Here is a 26,895-nt window from a genome sequence, read left to right as displayed (position 1 = left end):
TCATTTTACTTCAAAAACAGCCCCGCAGCATTCACTTGCTGCGGGGCTTTTCTTTTGGTCAGAATTTCCCGGAAAGCCGGACCATGGCACCAAACGCATTGTCCCGCGATGCCGTGCGGGTCACATAGGGTGTCAATGAAAGTTCAACCGCATCGCTGACGGCATAACTCACACTTGTCCAGGCGGAACCTCTGGTATGTGAGAAGTCGGAATCGAGCGTCAATACGCCGATATAATCAGCTCTGGCGTCAAATTCGGGATCCTTGTGCGCAACATCCTGCTCGATTTCGAGATTGATCGACCATCGGATTCTGTCGGTCAGCGGCATAGTGAAATTTGTACCCGCATAAGCCGTGGTCAGCTCATATTTCATGTCACCATAAGTGAACGGAAACAGCGCATTGCTTTCCGTATAGCCATCCATGGACAGATTGCTGTAGCGCAGACCGCCATAATAGCCGAGACGGGCATTATGGAAATTGAGATTGTCTGTCCGCCCCAGTTCCAGCGCAGTGCTCCAGCCTTGTAACCTGCTTTCGCCGGTTCCAGCTTCTGTATAGGCGAGCTTTGGCCGCGTGATGTCGGTATCATAGCGATTGGTTGCCAGGCTCGCCCGCATATACCAATCCCCTATAGCGGTCTTGTCTTTCCACTGCGCAAAGATGCCAGTGCCGAAATTATCGCTTCCGGTATCAAAACCGTCCGGCAGATCACGCCAGAAAGAATGGGCGAGGGTGACACCTGCTGAAAAATTGTCGGTGAAGCCGTGACCAAGCGTGAAACCTGTCAGCAAATCCTTCTGACCGCCAAAGCCGCTGATATCGGTAAAAAGCGAATAGCAGGTCTGGCCGGCTCTTTCAATGTCGCAAAAGTTTTGCAGCTTGTTCAATGTAAGGCGCTGAGCCTCCATCGCCGAAAAGCTGTTACTTGCCTGTGTGAAGACCGTCGCAACCGTATGATCAAGGTCGATGGTTGTTGGAGACGTGACAGGTTTTTCAGCAGAAGGGTTTTCCGTTGGACCGGAGCCCGGATTTGTCGGCGTGGTACCTGGGTTGCCTTCAGGCTCAGTTGGTATCGTTCCCGGATCGGGCTTTGGAAATTTCCACAGCGTGGCGTGAAGCGCTCCTTCAGCTGTTTCAGCTGTTCCGGCGATCACGCTGCCATCCCCTGATACATCCCAGGCAATCGCGTTGTTGCCGCCAATTGTTCCCAAATCAATTATGCCGTCACTGGCTGTCCAGCGAAATGCACGGAGCGCCATCGTATCGGTATAGCTATAGCCTACGATCGCTGTGCCATCGTCGCTGAGGCTGAGAGCGTGAGACAGGCCGCCGCCTAGCGAGCCCAGACTGATCATGCCTGCTTCCTGGGTCCAGCGAAAAGCCTGGTTGAACCCATTGTTGAATGAGGCTGTTCCCACCACAACCTTGCCATCGTTTGAAACCAGATCGGCAATACTATACAGCGCATTTCCGTGAATATTGATATCGACCATGCCGGTCTCGGCAGTCCAGCGGAATGCATGCTGGGAGCTATCGGCGGTGTCGCTGGTGCCTACAACGACACTCCCATCAGCGGAAACGGCACGCGCTGTCGACGTGTTTCCACCCAAAGTTTGAAGACTTACAATGCCACTGGCCTCGGTCCATCGGAAGGCGTGGACATCGGACGATGCCGTCAAACTGTAACCCACGATCGTACTGCCATCAGCCGAAATCGCATGGGTAAATGACGATGACCCGCCAAGTGTACCGATGCTGGTAATACCATCCTGAAGTGTCCAGCGAAATGCATTGGTTATGGTGTCGCCTGCGAGGTAGCTGTCTCCGGTAACAACAGTTCCGTTGGCCGAAATTCCTCTGGAATATGAATTCGTTCCGCCCAGTGTTCCGATATCTCTTATTCCGGTTTCGCGGGACCACCAGAAGGCATGTGATTCAGCTTGATTGACAAATGCGCTGCCTATTGCGGCAAGACCATTGGATGAAACTGCCAAAAGTGCTGTTCGTTCTGAACCGCTTAACGAGCCGATATCGGTTATACCGGCCGGCGTCACGATAAAGGATTTATCGTAATCACCGCCCGCAGATGATCGGTGTATGCCAATTGTTTTGCCATCCGCTGATATGCCAGCCGCATCAGCACGTTCACCGCCAAATGAACCATGAACCTCGAAAGTGGGTACATCAGCCCATGCTTGAGAAGTGAAAAAACTAAGTATTATAGACTTTATAAATATCTTATATTTTGTCATTAAAGTAATAACTCTCTATTAGAGTCTTATAAATTTAGTATATTTAATAGGTATGCAATATATATTGATTCTACTTAAATGTGTATTTAAATTTTACAGCTATGATAATTTGGTGATGTTGAGCTACTCGATTGATGAGTGATAAAGCAGAGGCGTGTAATATTACTCCGCGCCCGAAAGGGGTGCAGCTTGCTTGGGGTTAAGAGCTGCCATTTTTCTTTTTCGGCGGTCAGTTTAAGCCGTAAACCGCCAGAAGAGTTTTCATGCGGGTAAGGGCAATTTCCGGATGATCGAGAACATTTGCCTGATCCGCGAGGCGGAAAATATCGGCATAATGCAGGATACTGCGTGCCGATTGCATTCCGGCGGGCATGGTGAAATGGCTTTGGTGTCCATTGAGCCAGGCGAGAAACACAACGCCTGCTTTGTAATACTGCGTCGGTGCTTCAAAGATTTTGCGCGATAGTGGCACGGTTGGCTCGATGATCGCGCGGAAGCGGGCATTGTCACCGTCTGCGAGGGCGGCAAGCGCGCTTGAAGCCTGTGGTGCCACTGCATCGAAAATGCCAAGCAGCGCATGGCTGTGTTTGTTGCCGTCGCCTTCGATGAGTGGTGCATAGTTGAAATCATCGCCCGTAAAACAGAGAACGCCGTCCGGCAGGCGATTGCGAAGCGCGATTTCGTAGCGCTCTTCGAGCAGCGAAATCTTGATGCCTTCAACCTTGTCGCGATTGGCCTCTATAATGCCGATGACCGTATCAAGCGCGTCTTCAAACTTGTCTGAACCCCAGTAACCTTTGAGTTGTGGGTCGAACATGTCGCCCAGCCAGTGCAGCACGACCTTGTCGCGGGCATGAGTGAGAATATGGCCATAAACCTTGGCATAATCCTCTGGCGAGCGGGCGATGCGAGCGAGTGCGCGGCTGGCCATCAGAATGAAACGACCGCCGTTCTTCTCGATAAATTCAGCCTGGGTTTCATAGGCCTTAATCACGTCATCAAGGCTTTTTGCCTCCGACGGGTCGAGATGGTCAGTGCCAGCGCCAGAGGCCAGATCAGCACCTGCTACGGTCTTGCTTTCTGCCAGCGAGCGGCGGATCAGCTCCTGCGCTCCGGCCCAATTGAGACCCATGCCGCGTTGCGAGGTATCCATCGCTTCCGCGATCTGAAAGCCGAGGCTCCAGAGGTGGTGGCGGAAAGCCATTGTCGCATCCCAGTCAATTGCCGGCGCGTTCCACGGATTGCTGTCTCTCAGCGGGTCTGAAACAACATGCGCTGCGGCATAGGCAATGCGGTTGAATTTTGGAGGAGAGGCGGGGCGCGGTGTCGGGGTGCCGATCAGGTGATATGGTTTTACACTGCCATCAACGAATGGCAGGGTCAGCACGTTTTCTGATGATGCGCTCATGTCAGTCCTCCAACTCCACGACGACATGAATAATTTAGATCGTTCCAAATTTCAATATGGTGCGTAAAAAATGCGATTTCAGGCTCTGATTTTGCATTTAGCGTCGCGAAATGCTTCAAAAATTAAGGAAAACCGATGTCAAGAATATGGCAATTCCGTGGTTATTAAAAAAGTTGACAAATTTGGATCGTTCCAATTATCTAAGGGAACAGGAGACGGATATGAGCAAGAGCAGCATCACGGTCATCGATATCGCACGCGAAGCAGGCGTGTCGAAGTCGACTGTATCGCTTGTTCTACGCGATAGTCCTCTGGTTCATGCCGAGACCCGGGCTAAGGTTCAGGAAGCGATCGAGAAACTCGGCTATGTCTATAATCGCTCGGCCGCCAATCTCCGGCAGTCGAAATCGAAGATTATCGGGCTTGTGGTCAATGATCTGACCAACAGCTTCTTTGCCGAGCTTGCCGTTGGTGTTGATCGCGTCATGCAATCGGCAGGTTATGTGCAGTTTCTCGCCAATACAGCGGAAAGCATTGATCGTCAGCGTGAGGTGATTGCTTCGATGCGTGAGCATGGCATTGCCGGGCTGATCGTTTCGCCGGCGCGTGGCACCGAGGCTAGTGATCTGAAACCATTGGCAAAAAGCGGCCTGCCGGTTGTGCAGATGGTGCGCGATGTGCCGGGGTCGGGTGTGTCGTCGATTGTTTCGGACAATCGCGGTGGCGTGGCAAAGGCAGTTGAGCATTTGGTGTCGCTGGGGCATCGCGTAATCGCTTTCATGGGCGGCTATGCGGATACCGCTGTTTTTGCTGAAAGAGTTGCGGGCTATCGTGCGGGGCTTGAGCAGGCGGGCATCGTGTTTGATGATGCGCTGGTGTTCACCTCAGCGCCTTCGCGTGCTGGCGGTGTTGAAGCAGTTGAGCGCATGTTGCGGCACGGCATGAAGCCGACGGCAGCGGTGTGCTTCAATGATGCTGTGGCTTTTGGGGTCTGCGATGGTTTGCGCGCTGCAAATCTGGAGCCGGGCCGGGATTTCGGGGTGGTTGGTTTTGACGATGTGATCGAAGCAAAGACCGCTGTTCCGGCACTGACAACTGTGGCTGTTGATCCGCAAGGTTTGGGAGAACGTGCGGCGCAGCTTTTGCTGAAACAGATCAATTCGGAACGGGTGGAGGCGGAGGCGCAGCGTTTGGCGGTGCGTCTTGCAGTGCGTGCAAGTTGCGGTACGCAATCTAAAAAGGAGGAGAAATTCGCATGGCAAAGTGGGGCCTTATAGGCGCAAGCACCATTGCAAAAGAATGGGTTATCGGCGCCATTCGCGCGACCGGTGGCGAAGTTGCGTCCGTTTACAGCACCAATGCTGAGCGTGGCGAAACCTATGCCCGCGAGAACGGGATTGCCCGCTCGGTGACAAGCCTTGATGCGCTGTTGTCTGATCCGGAAATCGACGCTGTCTATATCTCCACTACCAATGAACTGCATCGCGATCAGGCGATTGCTGCCGCCAAAGCAGGCAAGCATATTCTGTGCGAAAAGCCGCTGGCGTTGACGATTGGCGATGCCCACGAAATGCTGAAAGCCGTGCGTGAAGCGGGCGTTGTGGCGGGCACAAATCATCATTTGCGCAATGCTGCAAGCCACCGCGCCATGCGTGATGCTATCGCTCAAGGCAAGATCGGCAAGGTGCTGGGCGCGCGGGTTTTTCATGCGGTTTATCTGCCGCCGCATTTGCAAGGCTGGCGCATTGAGCGCCCCGATGCTGGCGGCGGTGTGATCCTCGATATTACCGTGCATGATGCCGATACATTGCGCTTTGTGCTGGGTGAAGACCCGGTCGAAGCTGTGGCATTCAGCCAGCAGGGTGGCTTAAGCGGCGCAGGGCTGGAAGACGGTGTGATGGGTGTGCTGCGCTTCTCCTCCGGCGCGATTGCCCAATTCCACGATGCATTCACCACCAAATATGCGGAAACCGGCTTTGAAGTGCATGGCAGCCAAGGCTCGCTCATTGCACGCAATGTCATGACGCAAAAGCCGGTGGGAACCGTCATTCTGCGTGACAAGGATGGCGAGCACGAAATGCCGCTCGACCAGAAGAATCTCTACGAAACTGCCTTGCAGGCTTTCCATAATGCCATCGCAGGTAAAGGTCAGCCTTCCGCAACTCTGGAGGATGGCATCTGGTCGCTTGCGACCGGGCTTGCCGTGCTTGAGGCTGCAAAGACCGGTAAGGCAACTGCTGTTCATTCAGGACTTTGAAAATTATGAGCAAACATATTTCATTTGCGGAAGCAGCATCACTTATTCCCGATAACGCTGTCGTTTCCGTCTCATCATCAAGCGGTCTTGGCTGTCCCGATCTGACGCTGAAAGCCATCGGCGAGCGCTTTGATGAAACCGGCCATCCGAAAAATATCACCACGCTGCATCCGATTGCGGCGGGCGATATGAGCGGCATAAAGGGCGTGGATTACATTGCCAAGACGGGATTGCTGAGGAAGATCATCGGCGGTTCCTATCCGTCGGGCCCGTCCAGTGCCGAGCCGCCGCTGATCTGGCAGATGATCACCAATAATGAGATTCCGGCCTATAATATTCCGTCGGGCATTTTGTTCGATATGCACCGCGAAGCTGCGGCCAAGCGCCCCGGCGTGCTGACCAAGGTGGGTCTTGATACGTTTGTCGATCCAAAGCGTCAGGGCACGGCGATGAATGACAAGGCCGCGCAGGAACCGGTTGTGAAACATGTCAGCTTCGAAGGCGAAGACTGGCTCTATTTTCCTTCCATCATCCCGCAAGTGGCGATCATTCGCGCCACGACGGCGGATGAGCGTGGCAACCTCACCTATGAGCATGAAGGCGCTTATCTTGGTGGGCTGGATCAGGCGCTGGCTGCGCGCAACAATGGCGGCATCGTCATTGCGCAGGTAAAGCGCATCGCTAAGGAAGGCACGCTGAAGCCGCATGATGTGCGAGTGCCGGGCGTTCTGGTTGATTATATCGTGGTCGATCCCGACCAGAAACAGACGACGCAAACGCTGTATGATCCGGCGATTTCGGGCGAGATCTTCCGCCCGATCGATACGTTTCGTCTGGCCGAATTTAATATCCAGAAGGCGATAGCGCGCCGTGTCTCACAGGAATTGCAGGCGGGCAGCGCGGTCAATCTCGGCTTTGGCATTTCCGCCAATGTGCCGCGTATTCTGCTGGAGGAAGGCCTGCACGGCGCCGTGACATGGGTGATCGAGCAGGGCGCTGTTGGCGGCGTGCCATTGCTGGATTTTGCCTTTGGCTGCGCGGCGAATGCCGACGCTTATATGCCATCGCCCTATCAGTTCACCTATTTTCAGGGCGCAGGCTTCGATGCGTCGCTCTTGTCCTTCCTGGAGATCGGACGCGACGGCTCGGTCAATGTGTCGAAGCTGTCATTCCGTCCGCATGTCACGGCAGGGGCAGGCGGCTTTGTGGACATTACGGCAAGGGCCAGGATGATCGTTTTCTCCGGCATGTTCAATGCAGGGGCCAAGCTTTCCGTCGCCGATGGCAAGCTGGTGATCGAGAAGGAAGGTAAGCTCAAAAAACTCGTCAATGAAGTCGAGCATGTCACCTTCTCCGGTCCGCGCAGTGTCGCGCAGGGACAGGACATCACCTATGTCACGGAACGCGCTGTGATGAAGCTGACGGCGGAAGGCATTGTACTCACCGAGATTGCGCCGGGTGTGGATTTGCAGGCGCATATTCTCGATCAGGCTGAGTTTCCGCTGATCGTTTCCGATCAGCTCAAAATTATGGATGAAGCGCTGTTCCGCGAAGAGCCGATTGGGCTCTCGCTGCCGCAAAAGCCTGCGCGAAAGCTGGAGGCGTGAAATGGCTGATCGGATAGAAATTGCGACCGAGAACCACATCGCGGTCATGACGATCAAGCGTCCCGAAAAGCTCAATGCATTCGATATTGAGCTTTTGCAGGAATTGTCTGCAGCCTGTGATCGGGTGGAGGCGGATAGCAGCGTGCGGGTTGCAATCCTGACCGGTGAGGGCAAAGCCTTTTCTGCCGGCGGTGACATCAAGGCCTGGGGCGGCATGGAACCGGCGGAATTCGGCCATGCCTGGGTGCGCTACGGTCATCGTGTGTTCGAGCGGCTTGCGACTTTGCGTGTGCCACTGATCGCAGCGATGAACGGCCATGCTTTGGGCGGCGGTCTGGAACTGGCAGGCGCTGCCGATATCCGCATTGTCGAACGACAGGCGAAGATCGGCTTGCCGGAAACCTCGCTTGGCATGATCCCCGGCTGGTCGGGTACGCAGCGCCTTGTGCGCCGTTTCGGTGCGCAGATCGTGCGCCGCATGGTGCTGGGCGGCGAAATGTTCACGGCTGAAGAAGCGCTGTCACATGGGCTTGTCGATGCCGTTGTGGAGACGGGCGCAGCTTTGCAGGCAGCACAAGACTATGCGGCGCGGGTGGCCAAGCGCGGACCCGCTGCACTGGAAATTTCCAAACTGATGCTTTCCGTCGCCAATGGCGAGGACAATGGAACCGCCGTCGAGGCATTGGGTTCCATCCTTGTCGCCAAGACCGGCGATCTGAAGGAAGGCGTGCGCTCGTTCAGCGAAAAGCGCGAAGCGAATTTTAAGGGAGAATGGTGATGAGCACGATCGTAAAACCGCAGCCGCTGGCAGGACTGGCTGTCCGCGAATTCTCCATGCTGATCGATGGCAAATGGGTGCAAAGCCAGAGCGGCGGCAGCATCGAGCGCGTTGCTCCCGGCCATGGCGTGACGGTGAGCCGTTATCCCACTGGCAACAAGGCGGATGTGGAACGCGCCGTTGCGGCAGCGCGCAAGGCTTTCGATGACGGGCGCTGGTCGTCCAAAACGGCATCGCAGCGCTCGCTGGTGCTGCTGAAAGCCGCTGATCTGATCGAAGCGCGGGCGGAAGAGCTTGCCTATCTCGATGCGATAGAAGCTGGAAAGCCGATCAGTCAGGTACGCGGCGAGATTGCCGGTTCCGTCGATATCTGGCGTTATGCGGCAGCGCTTGCGCGTGATCTGCATGGCGAGAGTTATAATACGCTGGGCGATGGCACTTTGGGCGTTGTGCTGCGTGAGGCGATTGGTGTTGTCTCCATCATCACGCCGTGGAACTTTCCGTTCCTGATCGTCGGTCAGAAGCTGCCTTTCGCCTTGGCGGCGGGTTGCACGGCGGTTGTAAAGCCTTCGGAACTAACCTCTGGTTCGACACTGGTGCTGGGTGAAATTCTGGCCGAGGCAGGCGTGCCGGACGGGGTGGTCAACATCGTCACCGGAACGGGTGCTGATGTCGGCCAGCATATGAGCACGCATCCGGATGTGGACATGGTGTCATTCACCGGTTCCACTGGTGTCGGCAAGCTGACCATGGCCAATGCGGCGCAGACGCTGAAGAAAGTGTCGCTGGAACTTGGCGGCAAGAACCCGCAAATCCTGTTCCCGGATGCGGATATGGATGCCTTCATCGACGCTGCGGTGTTTGGCGCATGGTTCAATGCGGGCGAATGCTGCAATGCCGGTTCGCGGCTGATCGTGCATCGCTCGATTGTCGATGAGATTGTCGGGCGCGTCGCTGATCTGTCGAAAAAGGTCATCGTCGGTGATCCGCTCGATGTCAGCACGCAGGTGGGCGCGATCATCACGCCGCAGCATCTGAGCAAGGTTGGCGCTTATGTCGATCAGGCCAAGAAGGCGGGCGCTGCGATTGCCCATGGCGGCGATGTGCTGGATCTCGGCCTCGGCCAATATATGGGGCCGACCATCATTGCAGGCGTGAAAGCCGACATGGCCGTGGCGCGTGAAGAAGTGTTCGGTCCTGTCCTGTCGGTGCTTTCCTTCGATACGGTGGATGAGGCGATCTCCATTGCCAACGCGGTTGATTACGGGCTTTCGGCTGGCGTTTGGAGCCGCGATTTCGATACCTGCATGAGCATCGGGCGCAAGGTGCGCGCCGGTACAGTCTGGATGAACACTTTCATGGATGGCACACCAGAACTGCCTTTTGGCGGTTATCGCCAGTCGGGTCTGGGTCGCGAGTTGGGCCGTCATGCGGTGGAGGATTATACCGAAACCAAAACGCTCAACATGCATATCGGTGCGCGCACCGGCTGGTGGATGCCGCAGGCTAAGTAGGGAGTGACGGCTTTGGGAGGACAGCCGGATATCGTCATTATCGGATCGGGTATCGGCGGCGCGACGATGGCCGCCGGTCTGAGCGCATCAGGTGCCGACATTCTTATTCTTGAGGCAGGGGAGCATCTGCCGGACAGACCGGAAAACCGCGATCCACGCGCCATTTTCCAGCGTGGTTTCTTTCGCCCGAAAGAATTCTGGTATGAGACGGATGGCACGCCGTTCAATCCCGGAAATTATTACAATGTCGGCGGCAATTCCAAATTCTATGGCGCAGTGTTGGTGCGCTATCGGCGCGAGGATTTTGAGGAGCTTGCGCATCTTGAAGGCGTGTCTCCGGCGTGGCCCTTCGCCTATGATGAACTTGAACCCTGGTATTGCAAGGCGGAAGAGCTTTTTCAGGTGCGCGGTGAATTGGGCGATGACCCGACCGAACCCTATCATTCTAAGCCCTATTCCTATCCAGCTATCCGTGATGAAAGCCCGATTGCCGATCTGCGTGCACGACTGAAGAAGGCAGGGTTGCATCCGGCTTCCTTGCCATTAGGTGTTGATATTGAGCGCTGGCTGGCGAAGGCAAAAACGCCGTGGGACGCGCATCCCAACAGCAATGACGGCAAGATGGATGCGGAGACTTGTCCGTTAGCACTTGCGCTCAAACATCCAAATGTCCGGCTTGAAACCTCCGCGCGGGTAACGAAGCTGGAAACCGGGCCTGATGGTAAAACCATTACAGCTGTTCATTATGTGAAGAATGGCGAAGCGCTGGTCCTGCGTCCAAAGCTCGTCATTCTTTCAGCGGGTGCGGTTCAGTCGGCAGCGCTTTTGCTGCGTTCGGGACTGGCGAACCGTTCCGATCAGGTCGGTCGCAATTTCATGAACCACAATGCCAGTGCGGTGATTGGGTTTGATCCGCGCTATCGCAATGACAGCGTCTACCAGAAGACCTTTGGCTTTAACGACTACTATCTCAGCGATGGGGCTGGCGGGCCACCGCTTGGCAATGTGCAATTGCTGGGGCGGGTTTCGGGCGCGATCCTGAAATCCAATATGCGCCAGGTGCCGGAATGGCTTTTAAACCGCATTGCCGGACATACGATTGATTTCTACGCGATGAGCGAAGATCTGCCATCGCCGGAAAGTCGCGTGAGCGTGGATGGTGATCGCATCATTCTGCATTGGGTGCGTTCCAACTGGAAGGCGCATCTGATGCTGGTTGATAAGCTCAAATCGGCGCTGCGTGCAGCAGGGTTTCCAATCGTGCTGTCGCGGGCGTTCGACAGGCGAACACCATCGCATCAATGCGGCACGGTACGTATCGGCAATAATCCAGCAACAGCGCCGCTTGATCCTTATTGCCGTGCTTATGATCACCCCAATCTCTATGTGGTCGATGCGTCGTTTCTGCCGACATCGGCGGCGGTTAATCCCGCGCTGACCATTGCCGCGCAGGCTCTGCGCGTTGCTGATCACATTCAAGCGGAGGTACTGGTATGAGCCGTCAAAGACCTGTGGCACTGGTGACTGGCGGGCGGCGTGGTATCGGGCTTGGCATAGCGCGTGCTTTGGCCGCCAAAGGGTTTGATCTGGCGATTACCGACCGTGAACGTGATGAGGCGGTCATCCATGAATTGCGCGGGCTTGGGGGAAGGGTGGCTTTCTTTGAAAGCGATCTGGCATCTATCGAAACGCACGAAGCGACGGTTGCAGCCGTTGTGAATGAGCTTGGGGGCATCGATTGTCTGGTCAACAATGCAGGTATGGGCTCGGTCGAGCGCGGCGATTTTCTCGGGCTGAAACCTGAGAATTTTGACACGATTATTGATGTGAACCTGCGCGGTACGGTGTTTTTTACGCAAGCGGTGGTGAAATCCATGCTGGCGGTGACGGATGTGCGTTTTCCGCGCAGTATCGTGACGATCAGTTCGGTTTCGTCGGTAATGACTTCGCCCGAAAGGCTTGATTACTGCATCAGCAAAGCGGGTCTGACGGCCTTCGTGCAGGGGCTTGCGCTTCGGCTGGCCGAAGCACGGATCGGCGTGTTCGAGGTGCGTCCCGGTATCATACGCACTGATATGACAGCGCGTGTTGCCGAGCGTTATGACGGACTGATCGAAGGTGGTCTGGTGCCGATGAAACGCTGGGGCGAGGCAGGCGATGTCGGCGCTATTGTGGCCGGGCTTGCAGGCGGCGATTTCATTTTTGCGACGGGCTCGGCGATCAATGCCGATGGTGGCCTGTCGATTGCGAAGCTTTAGTTTCTCGGGAGGAGAAACGCATGAAGTATGACTATATCATTGTTGGCGGCGGTCCTGCCGGTTGCGTTCTCGCCAATCGTCTGAGCGAAGATGCAGCGATCAAAGTGCTGCTGCTGGAAGCAGGCGGAAGCGACTGGAATCCGCTGTTTCACATGCCTGCCGGTTTTGCAAAGATGACCAAGGGTGTGGCGAGCTGGGGGTGGGAAACCGTTCCGCAGAAGCACCTCAAAAACCGTGTGTTGCGCTATACGCAGGCAAAAGTCATCGGCGGCGGCTCCAGCATCAATGCGCAGATTTATACACGCGGCAATGCAGCCGATTATGATCTATGGGCTAATGAGGACGGCTGTACCGGCTGGGACTATCGCCATGTGCTGCCCTATTTCAAACGGGCTGAAGACAATCAGCGTTTCAACGATGATTTTCACTCCTATGGCGGGCCGCTTGGCGTTTCGATGCCGTCTGCACCATTGCCGATTTGCGACGCCTATATCCGCGCGGGTCAAGAACTCGGCATTCCGTATAACCCGGATTTCAATGGTCGTGAGCAGGCAGGTGTCGGCTTTTATCAGCTCACCCAGCGCAATCGCCGCCGCTCGTCAGCATCCCTTGCCTATCTCGCGACGATCAGGGATCGCAAGAACCTTACCGTGCGGATGAATGCGCCGGTGCGCAGTATCGATCTCGAAAAGACCCTAGTCACCGGCGTAACACTGATGAGCGGCGAGGTTTTGCGCGCAAACCGCGAGGTGATTGTCTCGTCCGGCGCTATCGGCTCACCGAAGCTTCTGCTGCAATCGGGTATCGGCCCTGCTGACCATCTTAAAAAGGCTGGCGTTAATGTGAGGCACGATCTGCCGGGTGTGGGTGAGAACATGCAGGATCACCTCGATCTGTTTGTCATTGCCGAATGTACGGGCGATCACACCTATGATGGCGTGGCAAAGTTGCATCGGACGCTGGGCGCGGGCCTGCAATATATCTTTCTGCGCTCTGGCCCGGTGGCGTCCAGCCTCTTTGAAACCGGCGGCTTCTGGTATGCTGATCCGGATGCCCGCTCACCGGATATTCAGTTTCATCTGGGGCTTGGTTCGGGCATTGAAGCTGGCGTCGAGAAGCTCAAGAATGCAGGCGTGACGCTTAATTCTGCTTATCTGCATCCGCGTTCGCGTGGAACCGTGCGGCTGGCTTCCAATGATCCGGCTGCAGCCCCCCTGATCGACCCGAATTACTGGAGTGATCCGCATGATCGCAAGATGTCGCTTGAAGGTCTGAAGATCGCGCGCGAAATCCTGAGCCAGGATGCATTGAAACCTTATGTGATGGCCGAACGTCTGCCGGGGCCAAAGGTCGTCAGTGACGATGATCTGTTCGATTATGCCTGCGCCAATGCCAAGACCGATCATCATCCGGTCGGAACCTGCAGGATGGGGACGGATGCGATGGCCGTTGTCGATCTGGAACTTAAAGTGCGTGGTCTTGAAGGTCTGCGGGTTTGCGACAGCTCGATCATGCCGCGCGTTCCCTCGTGCAACACCAATGCGCCGACCATCATGGTCGGCGAAAAGGGTGCGGATATTATTCGCGGTCTCGACCCGCTGCCGCCTGTTGTGTTTTCATGGGAGAAAAACGAACACAAACGGCGCGCGCGGGGTTAGTCTTCGTTCACCTCAAAACGCAGATAACCCGCGATGCCGGAGCCTTTGTAGTTCGGATTGTCGGACGGGTGGTTCACGCCGTCATTGACCGGAATGACCTTGAAGTCGAAAGGTGAGACGCCTTCGAGACATGCGGCATTGACACCGAATTGTTGAGGGTTGGATCGGCGCTGGTGGAAGGTGTAGATCCCGCATTTCGAGCAGAAATAATGCTTGGCCGCGCCCGTATTGAATGTGTAGAGCGTCAGCGCATCTTCTCCTTCCAGAACTTCAACGCCATTCAGATCTGCGGAAACGGCGACAGCTCCACGCATTCTGCAATAGGAGCAGGTGCAGCGGCGCGCAGTGTTAAGGCCATCTGATAGTTTGACGCGAAAGCGAACGGTTCCGCAGTGGCAGGCACCATTGGCAACTTCAATATTGGGGTTCATTCGGATCTCCTCTTTCGCCAGAATTTTATTTCAGTCTTTCCGGCTTTACCATTGGAAAAACTCAACTAAAGTCTCACTCACAAGATTTCGGGAGGGAATTTTATGAGTGGATTTGCGGTCGTCACCGGTGGCAGCACCGGCATTGGCAGGCATCTGGTCTCAGCATTTGCCGAAGCAGGTTACACTGTGGCTTTCAGCTATCTTGGCGATGAAGACACTGCAGAGACACTCATGGAAGAGATTGAGCTTTCAGGCGGTCAGGCGCTGGGTGTCGCTTGTGATGTCGGCGTTGGAAGTGACGTTGACGCATTTTTCGATGAAGTCTGCAGCTGGTATGGCGATGCGCCTGACGTGCTCGTCAATAATGCCGGTATTCAGACCTGGGGGCCGTTGCTGGAGCTTTCGGAAGACGATTGGGACGATGTCATTCGCACCAATATGAAGGGCTGCTTTCTCAACACACAGGCTGCAGCCCGGCGCATGGTCGAGGTCGGCAAAGGCGGTGCGATCATCAATATAGGCTCGGGCTGCAACAAGCTCGCTTTTCCCAGCCTCGTTTCCTATACGGCATCAAAAGGCGGTATCGAGCAGTTTACCAAAGTCTCTGCTGTTGAGCTTGGGCCGAATGGTATCAGGGTCAATTGTGTTGCGCCGGGCGCCATTCTCAACGAACGCACAATGCAGGAACAGCCCGACTATGCAGACACCTGGAGCCGGATCACGCCGCTGCGTCGCGTTGGTTCTGCCGAGGATATATCAGGGCCGGTGCTGTTTCTGGCGTCCGACGCTGCGCGTTTTGTGACAGGGCAGACGCTCTGGGTCGATGGTGGTGTATTCTCGCAGGCCAACTGGCCTTATGGGGGGTAAGCCCCCATTCCTCATCTTCCGCGCATCTGTTCGCCTGCGTGTTTTGCAAAGCGCAGGTTCCAGAAAGTTGCTGTCAGCGATATGCCGGTGACGATAAAGAAGGCGATCGAGAAATCCGAGGTCAGTGGCACGTCTCGGTCGTGCCAGGCCATGGATGAATGAAGGGCCAGCGCGCCGATACACACACCAAAGGACAGCATGAGCTGCTGGAAGGTTGAGTAAAAGCTATTGGCCGAACTCATCCGCTTTTCATCAACCTTATCATAGGCCACCGTATTATAGGCGGTGAACTGGAACGACATTGAAAAGCCGGACATGAACAGCACGGCAAAAATCAGCCAATGTGGCCATTCAGGGCCGAAGAAGCCACAAATCGCATAGCTGCATGATGAGAATATGCCGTTCACCACCAGTGACGAGCGGAAACCGAACCGGCGGATGATCTTGGGCGCAAAGGCTTTCATGGCCATGGAACCGAGCGCTGTGGCCAGTACCATATTACCAGCAGAAACCGCTGAAATGCCAAAGGCGACCTGCAGCATCAAGGGCAACAAGAAGGGATGCGCCCCTTGCGTGATGCGGGTGATCGATCCGGCAATCATCGAGGTGCCGAAGCTCTCAATCCGCATCAGCGAAAAATCGAGAAGCGGGGCGGGATGGCGGCGCGAGTGGATGACGGTTGCAATTGCAAACACGATGCCGACCACAAAGAACTTGGCTGCCAGACCGCTGGTCGTGCTTGCACTTTCAAGGCCGAAAAGCAGCGCGCCAAGTGCTATGCCGGACAGGATCAAGCCGACGAAATCAAACGGCTCTCTGGTGTCGCTTTTATATTCGCCAATATAGAGCGAGACGAAAATCATGCCCAGAATGCCAATCGGCACATTGATGTAGAAAATCCAGCGCCAATCGAGCCAGGTCACGAACAGACCACCGATGGGAGGGCCGAGGATTGGGCCCATCAGGGCAGGGACCAGCATCCATGACATTGCCGAGATGAGATCCTTGCGCTCGACCGAGCGGATCAGAACCAGACGCCCGACTGGCAGCATCATGGCTCCGCCGGCACCTTGCAACAGACGGGCAAAGACCAGAAAGGGCAGATTTGGTGCCTGCGCGCAAAGGATCGAGCCGAGTATGAAAATGCCGATGGCAAAGCGGAACACGGTTCGGGTGCCGAAGCGATCGGCGATTTTGCCGCTTGCAGGAATGAAAATCGCAAGGCTGAGCAGATAGGAGGTGAGCGCCACGCTCATCGAAGGGGCGGCGACATCAAAATCCCGGGCCATTGTCGGCAGTGCAGTCGCAAGGATGGTAGCGTCGAGCTGTTCCATCAGCATCGCGCTTGCAACGATCAGGGCAATAATCCGGAAATTGCTTTTCGCTTCCAGTGACGCGGTTGGTTCACTGGTCGAAGTCTGGGCTTCCGGCATAACACTCATGGTAGTTTCAGCTTTGCGAAGGCGCGGGTCTGCCCGTCAAAGCAGCCAGCATTACGGTCGATCGTCTCGGACGATCCTGGGGGATGTGTTCACGGTCAGGCTTTTGGTTCCAGGAACAGTTCTGCGCCTTGTCGCAAGACGAGCGCACGGCAAAAAAATATGCCAACCAGTTAGAGGGACTAAGAAGCCCACCGCAAGACCGTGAGCGGGTATAGCACAGGTTACGGAAAATCACAGGACTTCAAGATAATTTGAGCGCGAAGGGATTTGCCTGCCCGGAAGATGAATGGTGATCCCGACTGGATTCGAACCAGTGGCCTCAAGATTAGGAATCTTGCGCTCTATCCTACTGAGCTACGGGACCAGTCATCAGAAACGCTCGTATTTGCCATTGATTCCAATGGTTCGAGCATTTTTCGACACATACTGTTTTTCATGGCTTTCGCCAACCCCGCAAAAAGCGGGGCAGGCGCATTTCTTTTGAACTCTGGATCAGGCAGCAAGTGCTGTTTCGATCACCGACACGAAATAGCTCACGCCATAAGGAATTGCTTCATCGTTGAAGTCATAGGCCGGATGATGCAGGCCGGGCGTGTCGCCATTGCCCAGGAAGATATAGGCGCCCGGGCGCGATTCCAGCATGTAGGAGAAATCTTCTGCAGCCATCATCGGAGCCACATCGGTTTTCACCTTGCCTTCGCCAGCCACATTTTTTGCAACGCGGGCTGCAAAATCAGTCTGGTCATCGTGGTTGTAGGTCACAGGATAGTTGTTCTTGTAGCGAACGGTAATTTCTGCACCGCTGACCGATGCAATGCCTGCTGCTGCTTCACGAATACGCTTTTCGGCATAGGCGCGGGTTTCCTTGCTCAAGGTGCGCACTGTGCCTGAAAGCTTGGCCGTTTCAGGAATGACGTTATAAGCCTCGCCTGCGTGAAACTTCGTGACCGAGATCACGAGGGAATCGAGCGGATCGATATTGCGCGAAACAATGCCCTGAATGGCGAGATGCAGCTGTGAACCGGCAAGGATAGGATCAATCGTGCGGTGCGGTTGCGCTGCATGGCCGCCGCGCCCCTTGATCGAAAGGTCGAATTCATCGGTGGCAGCCATGATCGGGCCTTTGCACATGGCAAACTGGCCGACAGGAAGGCTTGGCAGATTGTGAACGCCATAGACTTCCGAAATGCCGAAGCGATCCATGACACCGTCCTGAACCATGGCCAGCGCGCCAGCGCCGCCTTCTTCAGCTGGCTGAAACAGCAGAACGGCAGAACCACGGAAGTTGCGGGTCTCAGCGAGATACTGTGCGGCACCCAGCAGCATCGCCGTGTGGCCATCATGTCCGCAGGAATGTGCCTTGCCCGAATTTTTCGATGCCCATTCAACGCCGCTGGTTTCAGTGATTGGCAGCGCATCCATATCGGCGCGCAGGCCAATGGCCGGACCATCACCGTGACGACCCTTGATGACCGCGACGACGCCGCTGCGTCCGACGCCGGTTTCGACCAGATCGCAGCCGAAAGATTTCAGCTTTTCTTCGACAAAGCGTGCCGTTTCGTGAACGTCATAGAGCAGTTCAGGGTTCTGATGCAGATGGCGACGCCATGCGGCGATCTCGCTTGCAGTTTCGACGACACGATTAAGCACTGGCATTTCGGAAATATCCTGAGATTCTCAATAAGCAGAAGTAGTGAGGATATGACGTTTCAGTGAAAGCGGGCAATCCCTATTTGCCTTTTGATTGCCATATGGCTTAGATAGAAGCAGTGTAAATCTTCCTTTTTGAATGACGTATTCGCACGCCGTTGTCACTTTAGCAGGTTGATACAACAGGAAGCGGAATCGATCGCCCGCAGACATTGCGGCTCTTGCTGATTGGAACTACGAATGATCTCGAAGTCGTTGAAAATCCTTTGCACAGCAGCGGCTCTTTCGGCCCTGACCTTGTCTGCTGCTCTGGCTAATCCATCGATTGCTGTCGATGTTGCCACCGGTAAGGTTTATTCCGCGCAGGATCCTTTCCAGCGCTGGTATCCGGCTTCGCTGACCAAGATGATGACCGCTTATGTCACGTTCCGCGCGCTTCAGTCGGGTCAGATGACGCTTGAATCGCCAGTGAAAATGACCGTCAATGCCTCGAAAGAGCCGCCGAGCAAGATGGGCTATCGTCCGGGCTCCGTGATGACGCTCGACACTGCGCTCAAGATCATGCTGGTAAAGTCCGCCAATGACGTGGCGGTTGCTGTTGCAGAATCCGTTGGTGGTTCGGAATCGGCTTTCGTGCAGCGCATGAATGCAGAAGCGCAGCGCATCGGTATGAGCGGTTCGCATTTTGCAAACCCAAATGGCCTGCATGATCCGAACAATTATTCGACCGCGCATGATTTGGCCGTTCTGGGCGTGCAGCTGCGTCGTGAGTTCCCGCAATATGCCCATTACTTTGGAACCGAAGCCATCGATACGGGCGACGGCAAGAAGCCACAGGCCAACTACAATATTCTGCTTGGCCGTTTCGATGGTGCTGATGGCATGAAGACCGGCTTCGTTTGTGCTTCCGGCTTCAATCTGGCCAGCTCCGCGACCCGTCAGGGTCGCACCATTCTGGCTGTCGTTCTGGGTGCTGATCGTCAGGAAACGCGTGCGGTTCAGGCAGCACAGCTGATGACCGATGCTTTCCGCAACAATGGTGCCGGAGTGCCAACGCTTGGCAGCATGGTGCCGCCAGCAAACAGTGCCGCCTATCAGGCTGTTGATATGCGCAAGGCCATCTGCAGCCAGCAGGCCATGGCCGACCGCTGGGACGGTCGCGATGTCGAGGGCCGTTTGCAGCTCAACTCGCCCTATATTCATGCGATGACCCGCGAGCCGGTTCCCGTTGAAGTCGGCCTTGTTTCGGCTCCACCTGCAAAGGTGACGAAAGTCGGTCAGCTTGATATTTCGCAGGTTCCTGTGCCGATGCCACGCCCGCAGCGCGCAGCTGCCGGTGTGAATGCAGCCACAATCAACTAAGTCTGAGATCATGCCACAACCAATTCCTGTTTCTGTACTGACCGGCTTTCTCGGCTCGGGCAAGACGACACTGCTTAACCGGCTGCTGAAAGATCCAGAGCTGACCGATACGGCAGTCATCATCAATGAATTTGGTGAAGTGAGCATCGATCACCTGCTGGTGGAAAAGGCCAGTGAAGGTGTGATCGAGCTTGCCGACGGCTGCCTGTGCTGCACCGTGCGTGGTGAATTGGTCGATACGCTGGCTGACCTGATCGACCGCCTCCAGACCGGGCGCATCAAGGCATTGAAGCGGATTATCATCGAGACGACAGGCCTTGCCGATCCGGCACCTGTGCTGCACTCAATCATGGGTCATCCTGTTCTCATGCAGGTTCTGCGCCTTGATGGCGTGCTGACAACGGTTGACGCCGTCAACGGTATGGCAACCCTCAACAATCATGAGGAAGCTGTTCGTCAGGCAGCGATGGCTGATCGCATCATCATTACCAAAGCTGATCTGCCGGAGGCGCAAGCCGGACTTGCAGACCTCAAGGCACGGCTCGAACAGCTTAATCCGGGTGCCGATATTCTTGAAGCATCCGATGGCCGCACCGGCTATGCGGCGTTGTTTGAATGTGGGCTTTATAATCCGGAAACAAAGACGGCCGATGTTCAGCGCTGGCTTCGTGCGGAAGCTTATGAGGATGATCATCATCACCATCATGATGACCACGATCATTCGCACCATCATCACGATACGCATTCCGGGCATGGCCATGTCTGCGGACCGGATTGTGATCACGATCACGATCATGACCACGGCCATCACCACCACCACCATCATCATCACGATGATGCCATTCGTTCCTTCTCTCTGTGTCACAAGGAACCGATCCCGTTCTCGACATTCGAGATGTTTCTCGATCTGCTGCGCTCGACCCATGGCGAAAAGCTCTTGCGCGTGAAGGGCATTGTTCAGATCGCCGAAGACCCGGATCGCCCGCTGGTCATTCATGGTGTGCAGAAAATCTTTCATCCGCCAGCACGCCTGCCGAAATGGCCGAAGGATGAGCATGAAACGCTGCTGGTGATGATCGTGAAGGATCTGCCGGAAACCTATGTGCGCGAGCTTTTCGACGCGTTTCTCGGCAAGGCAGGCATTGATCGTCCAGACCGTGCTGCGATGATGGACAATCCGCTGGCTATTCCGGGCTATTCAACACGTTAGAGCGCGTCGCGGTTAGTATATCCGCTGCGCTTTCTCTATCTCTTTGTTTTTTATGCGCATCTTGTTCCGAAAACCGCTTCGCACTTTTCTGCGATATGCTTTAGAGCGCGTTTCGATCTGATTGTATCAGACCGGCGCTCTAAGCCTTTTTATTTGAAGCATAATCTTATCGACCCTCGTTTCACTTCGATGGGACTTATGCTCCAGACCTTATTTCTTCTGAATAAGAAAACGGTGAAGGTTTTCGTCGCGCTCCTGCTTGAGCAGAGCGTGGCCTTCCTGCGTGCAGAAATGCGGAAGGTCGATACCGGATAAAGGATCGGTTGCTTCGACCCAGAGAAGCGCGCCGCTCGGCAAATCCTGCAGGCGATTGCGCGTCTTTAAAACGGGAAGAGGGCACTTAAGCCCTCTCAGATCATAGACGGGAGCGTCTTTATCCATCTGGTATTAGTTACCACCCAGCTTCCACCAGGCCTTCTTCTTTTCCGGTGCAGGTGCTGCAACAGCATCTGGGACCGTGCTTGCGGTGGTCATCGGTGAAACCGCTGCCGGATTTTCCTGCGGAACAGGGACTGCCGCAGTCTGAGCAGCAGTCTGAGCCGGAGTAGCAACTGCTGGCGTTGCAGCAATGGCTGTCGCAGGCTGTGCCGAGATCGGCGTTGCCGCAGGCTGGATATCCGGTGCATTTGGCGTTTCAGCCGATGCTGGCGAAAGCGACGGCGGTTCGCGCGTTACCTTCTCGCCGCGTGCACGCGCAGCACTCCATTCGGAGACCAGCTTGGCTTCTGCGATGCCCTGAATGGACGGCGAAGGCTTCTTCTGTGCCGCGCTGAATGCGGACTGGAACGTCTTTTCATAAGAAGACGTGTAAGCCATGGATTCCGAGCCGACCGAAGGTGGGCAGGCATCGGTCGCTGAAAGCGGCTGACCATCCGGCGTTGGCACGTTGAAGACATAACGCTTTTCGCAGACATCAACCTTTGGCGGAACCTTGGTTGTTTCAAAAGCGTCATAGCCCTGCTTGAGCATCTTCCAGAATGCGTAGTTCTGGTCGCTCTTGTAACGTGCCATGTTGGCTGCGGTCATGCGGAACGGGAAAGCCTGAATCTGGAAGTCGCGCTGACCGCCCTTGAAGGCATCGCGGCCAAAGGCATAAATCTCGCTGACGCTTTCGTCGGTCATCGAATAACAACCCGATGACGAGCAAGCGCCATGCACCATCAGATTCTGTCCGGTGCGGTTGTGCGCGCGGTCATAGGCATTCGGGAAGCCAATGTTGAAGGCAAGGTGATATTGCGAATTCGGGTTCATTTGTGCCGGGCGAACATTATAGAAGCCCTCTGGCGCCTGACGATCACCCTCTACGAATTTCGGACCAAGCTTGCCTGACCATTTGCAGATCTCATAAGAGGCAATCTGGTCGTATTTGCCGTTGTTCTTCTGCTTCCAGACTTCGAGGACGCCTTCTTCCTTGAAAATACGAACCATCACCGGCGAAGTGCGCGTCATGCCCTTCGATTTCATCTTGGCGACGATTTTCTCGGAAAGAGGTTTTTCAGCGCGTAAGCTGAGATCGGAAACGGACGAGCCCTGACAACCGGCAAGCAGAGCCGATGCCAAGAGTGTTCCAAGAAGTGCGGTTCTGATCTTCATATCGCATCGAGCCTGTTAGAGCATTTCCAGCAAAAGTGCGAAGCGGTTTTGCATAGGATAATGCGTAAAAACAAATAGGTAGAACAACCAGTATTCAACTTTCATCAGAATCTGATCGAAGCTGCGTCACCGACGCATTTAAGCAAATCTGACTTTTCGGTGCCCGGATATTAACAACTAAACCTTTCGGTATCGTTGATAAACCGTTGCTCAAATACCTAAAAAACAGAATGTCCGCAATATGGCGGAAATAATAGCACGATGCAAATCCGGCGCACCAAGGGCGCGCCGGAGCCAATTTTTGAAATTGTTGGTAAATTAAAGGTTACGACCGATGTCGAGGAACTTCTGACGACGCTCCTGCTTGAGCGTTTCGCCATCGACATCCTTCATCGAGCGCAGCGAGGCGGTGATGATGTCGCCCGCAGCCGCAATAACGGCATCCTTGCCGCGATGTGCGCCGCCGAGCGGTTCCGGGATGATGCCGTCGATAACCTTGAGATCGAACAGATCCTGCGCAGTGATGCGCATGTTGGAAGCTGCATCCTTTGCACGCGTGGAATCGTGCCAGAGGATCGAAGCTGCACCTTCAGGTGAAATCACCGAATAGATCGAATGTTCGAGCATATAGACGCGGTTTGCGACAGCAATCGCGATCGCGCCGCCCGAACCGCCTTCACCGATGATGATCGAGATGACAGGCACGCGCAGCTTGAGGCATTCAGCAGTGGAGCGCGCAATGGCTTCCGCCTGACCGCGTTCTTCAGCGCTCACGCCTGGATAGGCACCGGCAGTGTCGACGAAGGTGATCAGCGGCAGCTGGAAACGGTCAGCCATTTCCATGATGCGCACAGCCTTGCGGTAGCCTTCCGGACGGGCCGAGCCGAAATTGTGCTTGAGGCGCGTCTTGGTATCCGAGCCTTTTTCCTGGCCCAGAATGGCAACGGCCTGACCATTGAAGCGGGCAAAGCCGCCTTGAATGGCTTCGTCATTGGCAAACTGACGGTCGCCTGCCAGTGGCGTGAATTCCGTGAACAGCTTGTCGATATATTCCAGGCAATGCGGACGATCCGGATGGCGGGCGATCTGCGCCTTCTGCCATGGGGTCAGTTTGCGGTAGATATCTTTAAGCGCATCGGCCGAGCGTTTCTCGAGACGGCTGATCTCGTCGCTCATCTCGACACTGCCCTGTTCCTGAGCGAGTTTCTTCAGCTCAAGGATCTGGCCTTCGAGGTCGGCGACGGGTTTTTCAAAATCGAGATAGTTATACATCGGGCCTGACTATTGTGCGTTTCCAGAGATGTTGGCCATAAAACACGCTAGAAAACGGCTGTTTTACGACGCCTTACATATTTACTTCATGCGCATCTTGCAAATTTTTCTGAAATTCTCTTACCTGCAGAGCGCTTAATCGGCAAGCGGGTGATGTTCACTTACCAGCTTATGCAGTCTTTCTTCCAGAACATGCGTATAGATTTGGGTGGTAGAAATATCCGAATGGCCGAGCAATTGCTGCACGGTTCTCAGATCAGCACCGTTTTGCAAAAGATGGCTGGCAAAAGCGTGGCGCAGCACATGCGGAGAGATCGAGGCGCTGGACAGGCCGGTTCGTGCTGCAAGCCCTTTTAATTCGCGCGCAAAGACCTGTCGCGCCAGATGACCGCTTTCGGAGAAAGCCGGAAACAGCCAGGGATTGTCGTCATAGCCGGGCAATGAATCGCGCAGAGAGAGAAAATTCTGCAGTGCTTCACGCGCTTTTTGCGACAGTGGGACCATGCGTTCTTTCGAGCCTTTGCCGCGAACGATCAGAAAACGATGATCGGTGCGTGCCACACTGACTGGCAGCGTGACCAGCTCCGAGACACGCAGGCCCGTTGCATAAAGTGTTTCAAGTAGTGCGTGCAGACGCAGCGCCTTGATACGCTCAGCCGGTTCCGGCGCTTCCTTTGCCTCAAGATCGGCGCGATCAAGAAGACGGCCGACATTTTCGACGCTCATGATTTTTGGCAGCGGCTTCTGCTTTTTAGGGGCATCGATAACGCCGGTCGGATCGTCCTGCCGGAAGCCTTCCGAATAGAGAAAACGGAAGAATTGCCTGAGTGCCGAAAGACGCCGTGCCTGCGAGGTGGCGGCAAAGCCTTCGTTCGACATGCCATCGAGAACATGGCGGACATCTTCGGTCTTCGCTTCTGCCAGATTGACGCCACGCGTCTGCATCACATCGGCCGCAGCTTCAAGATCGCGGCGATAGGATTCAAGCGTGTTGCCAGCAGCTCCACGTTCAGCGCTCATCATTTCAAGAAAGTTTTCGATGGCCAGTGAAGCGCGCATATTACTCCTGTCCCGTTTCGCTTGTTACCGGTTCATTGTCCGATACGGCAGGCGGTGGCGGTGCCACGACGGTCTGCTTCAGTTTTGATGAGGGAATCTCGACCGTAATTTCGTGGGTCGTCGGTTTCACAAAGTTGGCAAGTGAGAACATTGCGCCATAGACTATGGCGGCAATAACAGCGAGCAAGGCAATGATGCGCGTCAGCGTGGGCATGAAGCGTTTATGCTGTGCTATTGAGACGAAAGCAAGGACGGGCAGTTCCGGCGCATAAAAACCCATGTCCGGTTCACTTTAGCCGATGAAAGCGATTGACGCCGCACGGTTTTTCATGTGGAACCGGAGGAAATGGATGAGGTCAATGAGCAGCACAACAAAACAGACAAATCTTAACGAGCAAGCGGATGCCGTCCGTCAGCTTCTTGGTGCGAAAGTCGTTGTTCTTGTTGGGCTGATGGGGGCAGGAAAATCGACCGTCGGCCGCAAGGTCGCGACCATGCTCGGACTGCCGTTTAAAGATGCGGATAATGAGATTGAATCTGCAGCCCGTATGACCGTGCCTGAACTTTTCGATGCCTATGGCGAAGCCGAGTTTCGGGATCTGGAGCGCCGGGTTATCCTGCGGCTGCTTGAAGATGGTCCGATGGTGCTTGCCACCGGTGGCGGTGCCTATATGAATGCCGAAACCCGTGAGGCGATTGCTGCCAATGGCGTGTCCATCTGGCTGAATGCCGAGCTTGATGTGCTGATGGATCGTGTTTCGCGCCGTCAGAACCGCCCACTTCTCAAGAATGACGATCCGCGCGGCGTGATGCAGCGGTTGATGGACGTGCGCTATCCGGTTTATGCGCTCGCTGATCTGCATGTGATGACGCGGGACGACAAGAAGGAAGTGATTGCCCGTGAACTGATCGACGTTCTCACCGCGCATCTCACCAAGGGCGAAGCCTGATAATAGAGCGTGTCGCGCTTAAATTTAAACGCCACGCTCGCTCTATTTTGTTGTTTTTACGCATGTCGTTATCGGAAAACCGCTTCTAAATTTTCCGCAACATGCATTAGGAGACTATCTGCATGAATACCCCTTTGAGCGCCGACAGTGTGACAGTTCCGGTTTCGCTGGGGGACCGATCCTATGAAATTCTGATCGGAAAAGGCCTGATCGCGCGCGCTGGCGAAGAAGTCGCTAAGCGTCTGCCGGGGATTCGTGTGGCAATCGTCACCGACGAAAATGTTGCCAAGGCTCATCTCGAAGCTCTGAGGGCAAGTTTTGCCCGTGCAGGTATCGAATCCACGCCGGTTATTGTGGCGCCCGGTGAGAAGTCAAAGTCCTTCTCGACACTGGAAACTGTGACCAATGCTGTGCTGGCTGCTCGTCTTGAACGTGGCGATGCGGTTGTGGCTTTTGGCGGCGGTGTTGTGGGTGATCTGTCCGGCTTTGTTGCCGGTATCGTACGTCGCGGCATGAATTTCGTTCAGATGCCAACCTCGTTGCTTGCACAGGTGGATTCGTCCGTTGGCGGCAAGACCGGCATCAACACGCAGTTTGGCAAGAACCTTGTCGGCGTGTTTTATCAGCCACAGCTTGTGCTGGCCGATACGGAAGTGCTTGATACACTGAGTGAGCGTGAATTCCGGGCAGGCTATGCAGAAGTGGCCAAATACGGCCTGATTGACCGTCCGGATTTCTTCGCCTGGCTTGAAAAGAACTGGGGTGAAGTCTTTGCAGGTGGTGCTGCACGCACACAAGCAATTGCCGAATCCTGCCGTTCGAAGGCCGCGGTTGTGGCGCGCGACGAGCGTGAGAATGGCGACCGTGCTTTGCTCAATCTCGGACACACATTCGGTCATGCGCTTGAAACCGCGACCGGCTATGATTCAAGCCGTCTGGTGCATGGCGAAGGCGTTGCCATTGGCATGGCCTTAGCGCATCGCTTTTCGGTCAAGATGAACCTTTGTGGCGTCGAGGCTGCCGAACGTGTTGAAGCGCATCTGAAAGCTGTCGGGCTGCCGACATCGTTGCATGAAGTGCCGGGTGGCCTGCCGGATGCTGAAAAGCTGATGGATTATATTGCACAGGACAAGAAAGTGGCGCGTGGCGCGCTGACATTCATTCTGACGCACGGCATCGGTCAATCCTTCATTGCCAAGGACGTACCGCCTGCAGCAGTATTGGAATTTCTGAAGGAACGCCTCTCCGTCTGACCCTGAAAGGAA

At 55.2% G+C, this 26,895-nt stretch carries 23 protein-coding genes and 1 tRNA gene; 13 read left to right on the top strand and 11 right to left on the bottom strand.

Annotated features, from left to right (window positions below):
- Positions 1-58: 58 nt before the first annotated feature.
- Together CEV34_RS06570 and CEV34_RS06565 are read right to left on the bottom strand one after the other, a co-directional pair.
- Positions 59-2,254 (bottom strand): autotransporter domain-containing protein, encoded by a 2,196-nt coding sequence (locus CEV34_RS06570; protein WP_094543477.1) that lies wholly within the window; start codon positions 2,252-2,254, stop codon positions 59-61.
- 229 nt (positions 2,255-2,483) lie between these two features.
- Positions 2,484-3,662: a dihydrodipicolinate synthase family protein gene (locus CEV34_RS06565; protein WP_007872364.1), complete on the bottom strand. Its 1,179-nt coding sequence runs from the start codon at positions 3,660-3,662 to the stop codon at positions 2,484-2,486.
- A gap of 221 nt (positions 3,663-3,883) precedes the next feature.
- On the opposite strand from CEV34_RS06565, the gene CEV34_RS06560 reads away from it, so the two are divergent.
- From CEV34_RS06560 to CEV34_RS06525, 8 genes are read left to right on the top strand one after another with little or no spacing between them, the layout of a single operon-like run.
- Positions 3,884-4,939 (top strand): LacI family DNA-binding transcriptional regulator, encoded by a 1,056-nt coding sequence (locus CEV34_RS06560; protein ID WP_007872362.1) that lies wholly within the window; start codon positions 3,884-3,886, stop codon positions 4,937-4,939.
- Positions 4,918-5,919 (top strand): Gfo/Idh/MocA family protein, encoded by a 1,002-nt coding sequence (locus CEV34_RS06555; protein WP_007872359.1) that lies wholly within the window; start codon positions 4,918-4,920, stop codon positions 5,917-5,919. Before CEV34_RS06560 ends, CEV34_RS06555 begins: the two co-directional genes overlap by 22 nt.
- 5 nt (positions 5,920-5,924) lie before the next feature.
- Positions 5,925-7,526, top strand: coding sequence for an acyl CoA:acetate/3-ketoacid CoA transferase (locus tag CEV34_RS06550; RefSeq protein ID WP_007872356.1), 1,602 nt, complete (start codon positions 5,925-5,927; stop codon positions 7,524-7,526).
- A 1-nt stretch (position 7,527) separates the two neighbouring features.
- Positions 7,528-8,304 (top strand): enoyl-CoA hydratase/isomerase family protein, encoded by a 777-nt coding sequence (locus CEV34_RS06545; RefSeq protein WP_007872353.1) that lies wholly within the window; start codon positions 7,528-7,530, stop codon positions 8,302-8,304.
- Positions 8,298-9,818, top strand: coding sequence for an aldehyde dehydrogenase family protein (locus CEV34_RS06540; RefSeq protein ID WP_007872351.1), 1,521 nt, complete (start codon positions 8,298-8,300; stop codon positions 9,816-9,818). Before CEV34_RS06545 ends, CEV34_RS06540 begins: the two co-directional genes overlap by 7 nt.
- Before the next feature lie 12 nt (positions 9,819-9,830).
- Positions 9,831-11,315 carry a GMC oxidoreductase gene (locus CEV34_RS06535; RefSeq protein ID WP_007872348.1) on the top strand — a complete coding sequence of 495 codons (1,485 nt, stop codon included), beginning with the start codon at positions 9,831-9,833 and terminating at the stop codon, positions 11,313-11,315.
- Complete coding sequence (locus CEV34_RS06530) at positions 11,312-12,076, top strand: 3-ketoacyl-ACP reductase (protein ID WP_007872330.1); 765 nt, start codon at positions 11,312-11,314, stop codon at positions 12,074-12,076. The genes CEV34_RS06535 and CEV34_RS06530 overlap by 4 nt, the downstream gene beginning before the upstream one ends.
- A 20-nt stretch (positions 12,077-12,096) precedes the next feature.
- Positions 12,097-13,734 (top strand): GMC family oxidoreductase, encoded by a 1,638-nt coding sequence (locus CEV34_RS06525; RefSeq protein ID WP_007872322.1) that lies wholly within the window; start codon positions 12,097-12,099, stop codon positions 13,732-13,734.
- On the opposite strand, the gene CEV34_RS06520 is transcribed toward CEV34_RS06525, so the two are convergent.
- Positions 13,731-14,165, bottom strand: coding sequence for a GFA family protein (locus CEV34_RS06520; protein WP_007872320.1), 435 nt, complete (start codon positions 14,163-14,165; stop codon positions 13,731-13,733). The genes CEV34_RS06525 and CEV34_RS06520 overlap by 4 nt on opposite strands.
- Before the next feature lie 102 nt (positions 14,166-14,267).
- On the opposite strand from CEV34_RS06520, the gene CEV34_RS06515 reads away from it, so the two are divergent.
- On the top strand, positions 14,268-15,032 hold the full coding sequence (locus CEV34_RS06515) for an SDR family NAD(P)-dependent oxidoreductase (protein WP_007872318.1): 765 nt from the start codon (positions 14,268-14,270) through the stop codon (positions 15,030-15,032).
- Between the two features lie 11 nt (positions 15,033-15,043).
- Here CEV34_RS06515 and CEV34_RS06510 read toward each other — a convergent pair whose 3' ends face one another.
- The 3 genes from CEV34_RS06510 to CEV34_RS06500 form a co-directional block, all read right to left on the bottom strand.
- Entirely contained in the window at positions 15,044-16,474 is a 1,431-nt protein-coding gene (locus tag CEV34_RS06510) for a DHA2 family efflux MFS transporter permease subunit (RefSeq protein WP_007872316.1), read from the bottom strand.
- A 287-nt stretch (positions 16,475-16,761) separates the two neighbouring features.
- Positions 16,762-16,838, bottom strand: a tRNA-Arg gene (locus CEV34_RS06505).
- A gap of 128 nt (positions 16,839-16,966) precedes the next feature.
- Positions 16,967-18,130, bottom strand: coding sequence for a M20 aminoacylase family protein (locus tag CEV34_RS06500; protein WP_007872315.1), 1,164 nt, complete (start codon positions 18,128-18,130; stop codon positions 16,967-16,969).
- A gap of 234 nt (positions 18,131-18,364) precedes the next feature.
- Here CEV34_RS06500 and CEV34_RS06495 point away from each other — a divergent pair, with 234 nt between their 5' ends.
- Together CEV34_RS06495 and CEV34_RS06490 are read left to right on the top strand one after the other, a co-directional pair.
- Complete coding sequence (locus tag CEV34_RS06495) at positions 18,365-19,486, top strand: D-alanyl-D-alanine carboxypeptidase family protein (protein WP_007872307.1); 1,122 nt, start codon at positions 18,365-18,367, stop codon at positions 19,484-19,486.
- A 10-nt stretch (positions 19,487-19,496) separates the two neighbouring features.
- The gene (locus tag CEV34_RS06490) at positions 19,497-20,696 is read left to right on the top strand and encodes a CobW family GTP-binding protein (protein WP_007872304.1); all 1,200 of its coding nucleotides are present in this window, start codon (positions 19,497-19,499) and stop codon (positions 20,694-20,696) included.
- A gap of 210 nt (positions 20,697-20,906) precedes the next feature.
- Here CEV34_RS06490 and CEV34_RS06485 read toward each other — a convergent pair whose 3' ends face one another.
- From CEV34_RS06485 to CEV34_RS06465, 5 genes are all read right to left on the bottom strand, one after another.
- A complete protein-coding gene (locus tag CEV34_RS06485) occupies positions 20,907-21,137 on the bottom strand; it encodes a sulfurtransferase TusA family protein (protein ID WP_007872303.1) in 231 nt (76 codons plus the stop codon).
- Positions 21,138-21,143: 6 nt separating this feature from the next.
- A complete protein-coding gene (locus tag CEV34_RS06480; RefSeq protein WP_094543475.1) occupies positions 21,144-22,349 on the bottom strand; it encodes a L,D-transpeptidase family protein in 1,206 nt (401 codons plus the stop codon).
- Between the two features lie 318 nt (positions 22,350-22,667).
- Entirely contained in the window at positions 22,668-23,621 is a 954-nt protein-coding gene (locus tag CEV34_RS06475; RefSeq protein ID WP_007872298.1) for an acetyl-CoA carboxylase carboxyltransferase subunit alpha, read from the bottom strand.
- Between the two features lie 135 nt (positions 23,622-23,756).
- Positions 23,757-24,680 (bottom strand): site-specific tyrosine recombinase XerD, encoded by a 924-nt coding sequence (gene xerD, locus CEV34_RS06470; RefSeq protein ID WP_007872297.1) that lies wholly within the window; start codon positions 24,678-24,680, stop codon positions 23,757-23,759.
- Position 24,681: 1 nt separating this feature from the next.
- Positions 24,682-24,894: a hypothetical protein gene (locus tag CEV34_RS06465; protein WP_051063898.1), complete on the bottom strand. Its 213-nt coding sequence runs from the start codon at positions 24,892-24,894 to the stop codon at positions 24,682-24,684.
- 145 nt (positions 24,895-25,039) lie between these two features.
- Between CEV34_RS06465 and CEV34_RS06460 the strand changes: the two genes are divergently transcribed.
- The gene (locus CEV34_RS06460) at positions 25,040-25,630 is read left to right on the top strand and encodes a shikimate kinase (protein ID WP_094543474.1); all 591 of its coding nucleotides are present in this window, start codon (positions 25,040-25,042) and stop codon (positions 25,628-25,630) included.
- 122 nt (positions 25,631-25,752) lie between these two features.
- Positions 25,753-26,883: a 3-dehydroquinate synthase gene (gene aroB / locus CEV34_RS06455; RefSeq protein WP_007872291.1), complete on the top strand. Its 1,131-nt coding sequence runs from the start codon at positions 25,753-25,755 to the stop codon at positions 26,881-26,883.
- Positions 26,884-26,895 lie beyond the last annotated feature (12 nt).

Source organism: Brucella pseudogrignonensis, from assembly GCF_002252525.1.
In the GTDB taxonomy this organism is placed as follows: domain Bacteria; phylum Pseudomonadota; class Alphaproteobacteria; order Rhizobiales; family Rhizobiaceae; genus Brucella; species Brucella pseudogrignonensis.
The sequence above is the reverse complement of the archived record's forward strand: the minus strand, read 5'-3'. Positions and strand labels throughout refer to the sequence as shown.

What these genes read in the sequence shown, in the direction of transcription:
- CEV34_RS06570 (WP_094543477.1), bottom strand. Translation starts at nt 2,254, where the DNA reads ATGACAAAATATAAGATATTTATAAAGTCTATAATACTTAGTTTTTTC.
- CEV34_RS06565 (WP_007872364.1), bottom strand. Translation starts at nt 3,662, where the DNA reads ATGAGCGCATCATCAGAAAACGTGCTGACCCTGCCATTCGTTGATGGC.
- CEV34_RS06560 (WP_007872362.1), top strand. Translation starts at nt 3,884, where the DNA reads ATGAGCAAGAGCAGCATCACGGTCATCGATATCGCACGCGAAGCAGGC.
- CEV34_RS06555 (WP_007872359.1), top strand. Translation starts at nt 4,918, where the DNA reads ATGGCAAAGTGGGGCCTTATAGGCGCAAGCACCATTGCAAAAGAATGG.
- CEV34_RS06550 (WP_007872356.1), top strand. Translation starts at nt 5,925, where the DNA reads ATGAGCAAACATATTTCATTTGCGGAAGCAGCATCACTTATTCCCGAT.
- CEV34_RS06545 (WP_007872353.1), top strand. Translation starts at nt 7,528, where the DNA reads ATGGCTGATCGGATAGAAATTGCGACCGAGAACCACATCGCGGTCATG.
- CEV34_RS06540 (WP_007872351.1), top strand. Translation starts at nt 8,298, where the DNA reads ATGGTGATGAGCACGATCGTAAAACCGCAGCCGCTGGCAGGACTGGCT.
- CEV34_RS06530 (WP_007872330.1), top strand. Translation starts at nt 11,312, where the DNA reads ATGAGCCGTCAAAGACCTGTGGCACTGGTGACTGGCGGGCGGCGTGGT.
- CEV34_RS06525 (WP_007872322.1), top strand. Translation starts at nt 12,097, where the DNA reads ATGAAGTATGACTATATCATTGTTGGCGGCGGTCCTGCCGGTTGCGTT.
- CEV34_RS06520 (WP_007872320.1), bottom strand. Translation starts at nt 14,165, where the DNA reads ATGAACCCCAATATTGAAGTTGCCAATGGTGCCTGCCACTGCGGAACC.
- CEV34_RS06515 (WP_007872318.1), top strand. Translation starts at nt 14,268, where the DNA reads ATGAGTGGATTTGCGGTCGTCACCGGTGGCAGCACCGGCATTGGCAGG.
- CEV34_RS06510 (WP_007872316.1), bottom strand. Translation starts at nt 16,474, where the DNA reads ATGAGTGTTATGCCGGAAGCCCAGACTTCGACCAGTGAACCAACCGCG.
- CEV34_RS06500 (WP_007872315.1), bottom strand. Translation starts at nt 18,130, where the DNA reads ATGCCAGTGCTTAATCGTGTCGTCGAAACTGCAAGCGAGATCGCCGCA.
- CEV34_RS06495 (WP_007872307.1), top strand. Translation starts at nt 18,365, where the DNA reads ATGATCTCGAAGTCGTTGAAAATCCTTTGCACAGCAGCGGCTCTTTCG.
- CEV34_RS06490 (WP_007872304.1), top strand. Translation starts at nt 19,497, where the DNA reads ATGCCACAACCAATTCCTGTTTCTGTACTGACCGGCTTTCTCGGCTCG.
- CEV34_RS06485 (WP_007872303.1), bottom strand. Translation starts at nt 21,137, where the DNA reads ATGGATAAAGACGCTCCCGTCTATGATCTGAGAGGGCTTAAGTGCCCT.
- CEV34_RS06480 (WP_094543475.1), bottom strand. Translation starts at nt 22,349, where the DNA reads ATGAAGATCAGAACCGCACTTCTTGGAACACTCTTGGCATCGGCTCTG.
- CEV34_RS06475 (WP_007872298.1), bottom strand. Translation starts at nt 23,621, where the DNA reads ATGTATAACTATCTCGATTTTGAAAAACCCGTCGCCGACCTCGAAGGC.
- xerD (WP_007872297.1), bottom strand. Translation starts at nt 24,680, where the DNA reads ATGCGCGCTTCACTGGCCATCGAAAACTTTCTTGAAATGATGAGCGCT.
- CEV34_RS06465 (WP_051063898.1), bottom strand. Translation starts at nt 24,894, where the DNA reads ATGCCCACGCTGACGCGCATCATTGCCTTGCTCGCTGTTATTGCCGCC.
- CEV34_RS06460 (WP_094543474.1), top strand. Translation starts at nt 25,040, where the DNA reads ATGAGCAGCACAACAAAACAGACAAATCTTAACGAGCAAGCGGATGCC.
- aroB (WP_007872291.1), top strand. Translation starts at nt 25,753, where the DNA reads ATGAATACCCCTTTGAGCGCCGACAGTGTGACAGTTCCGGTTTCGCTG.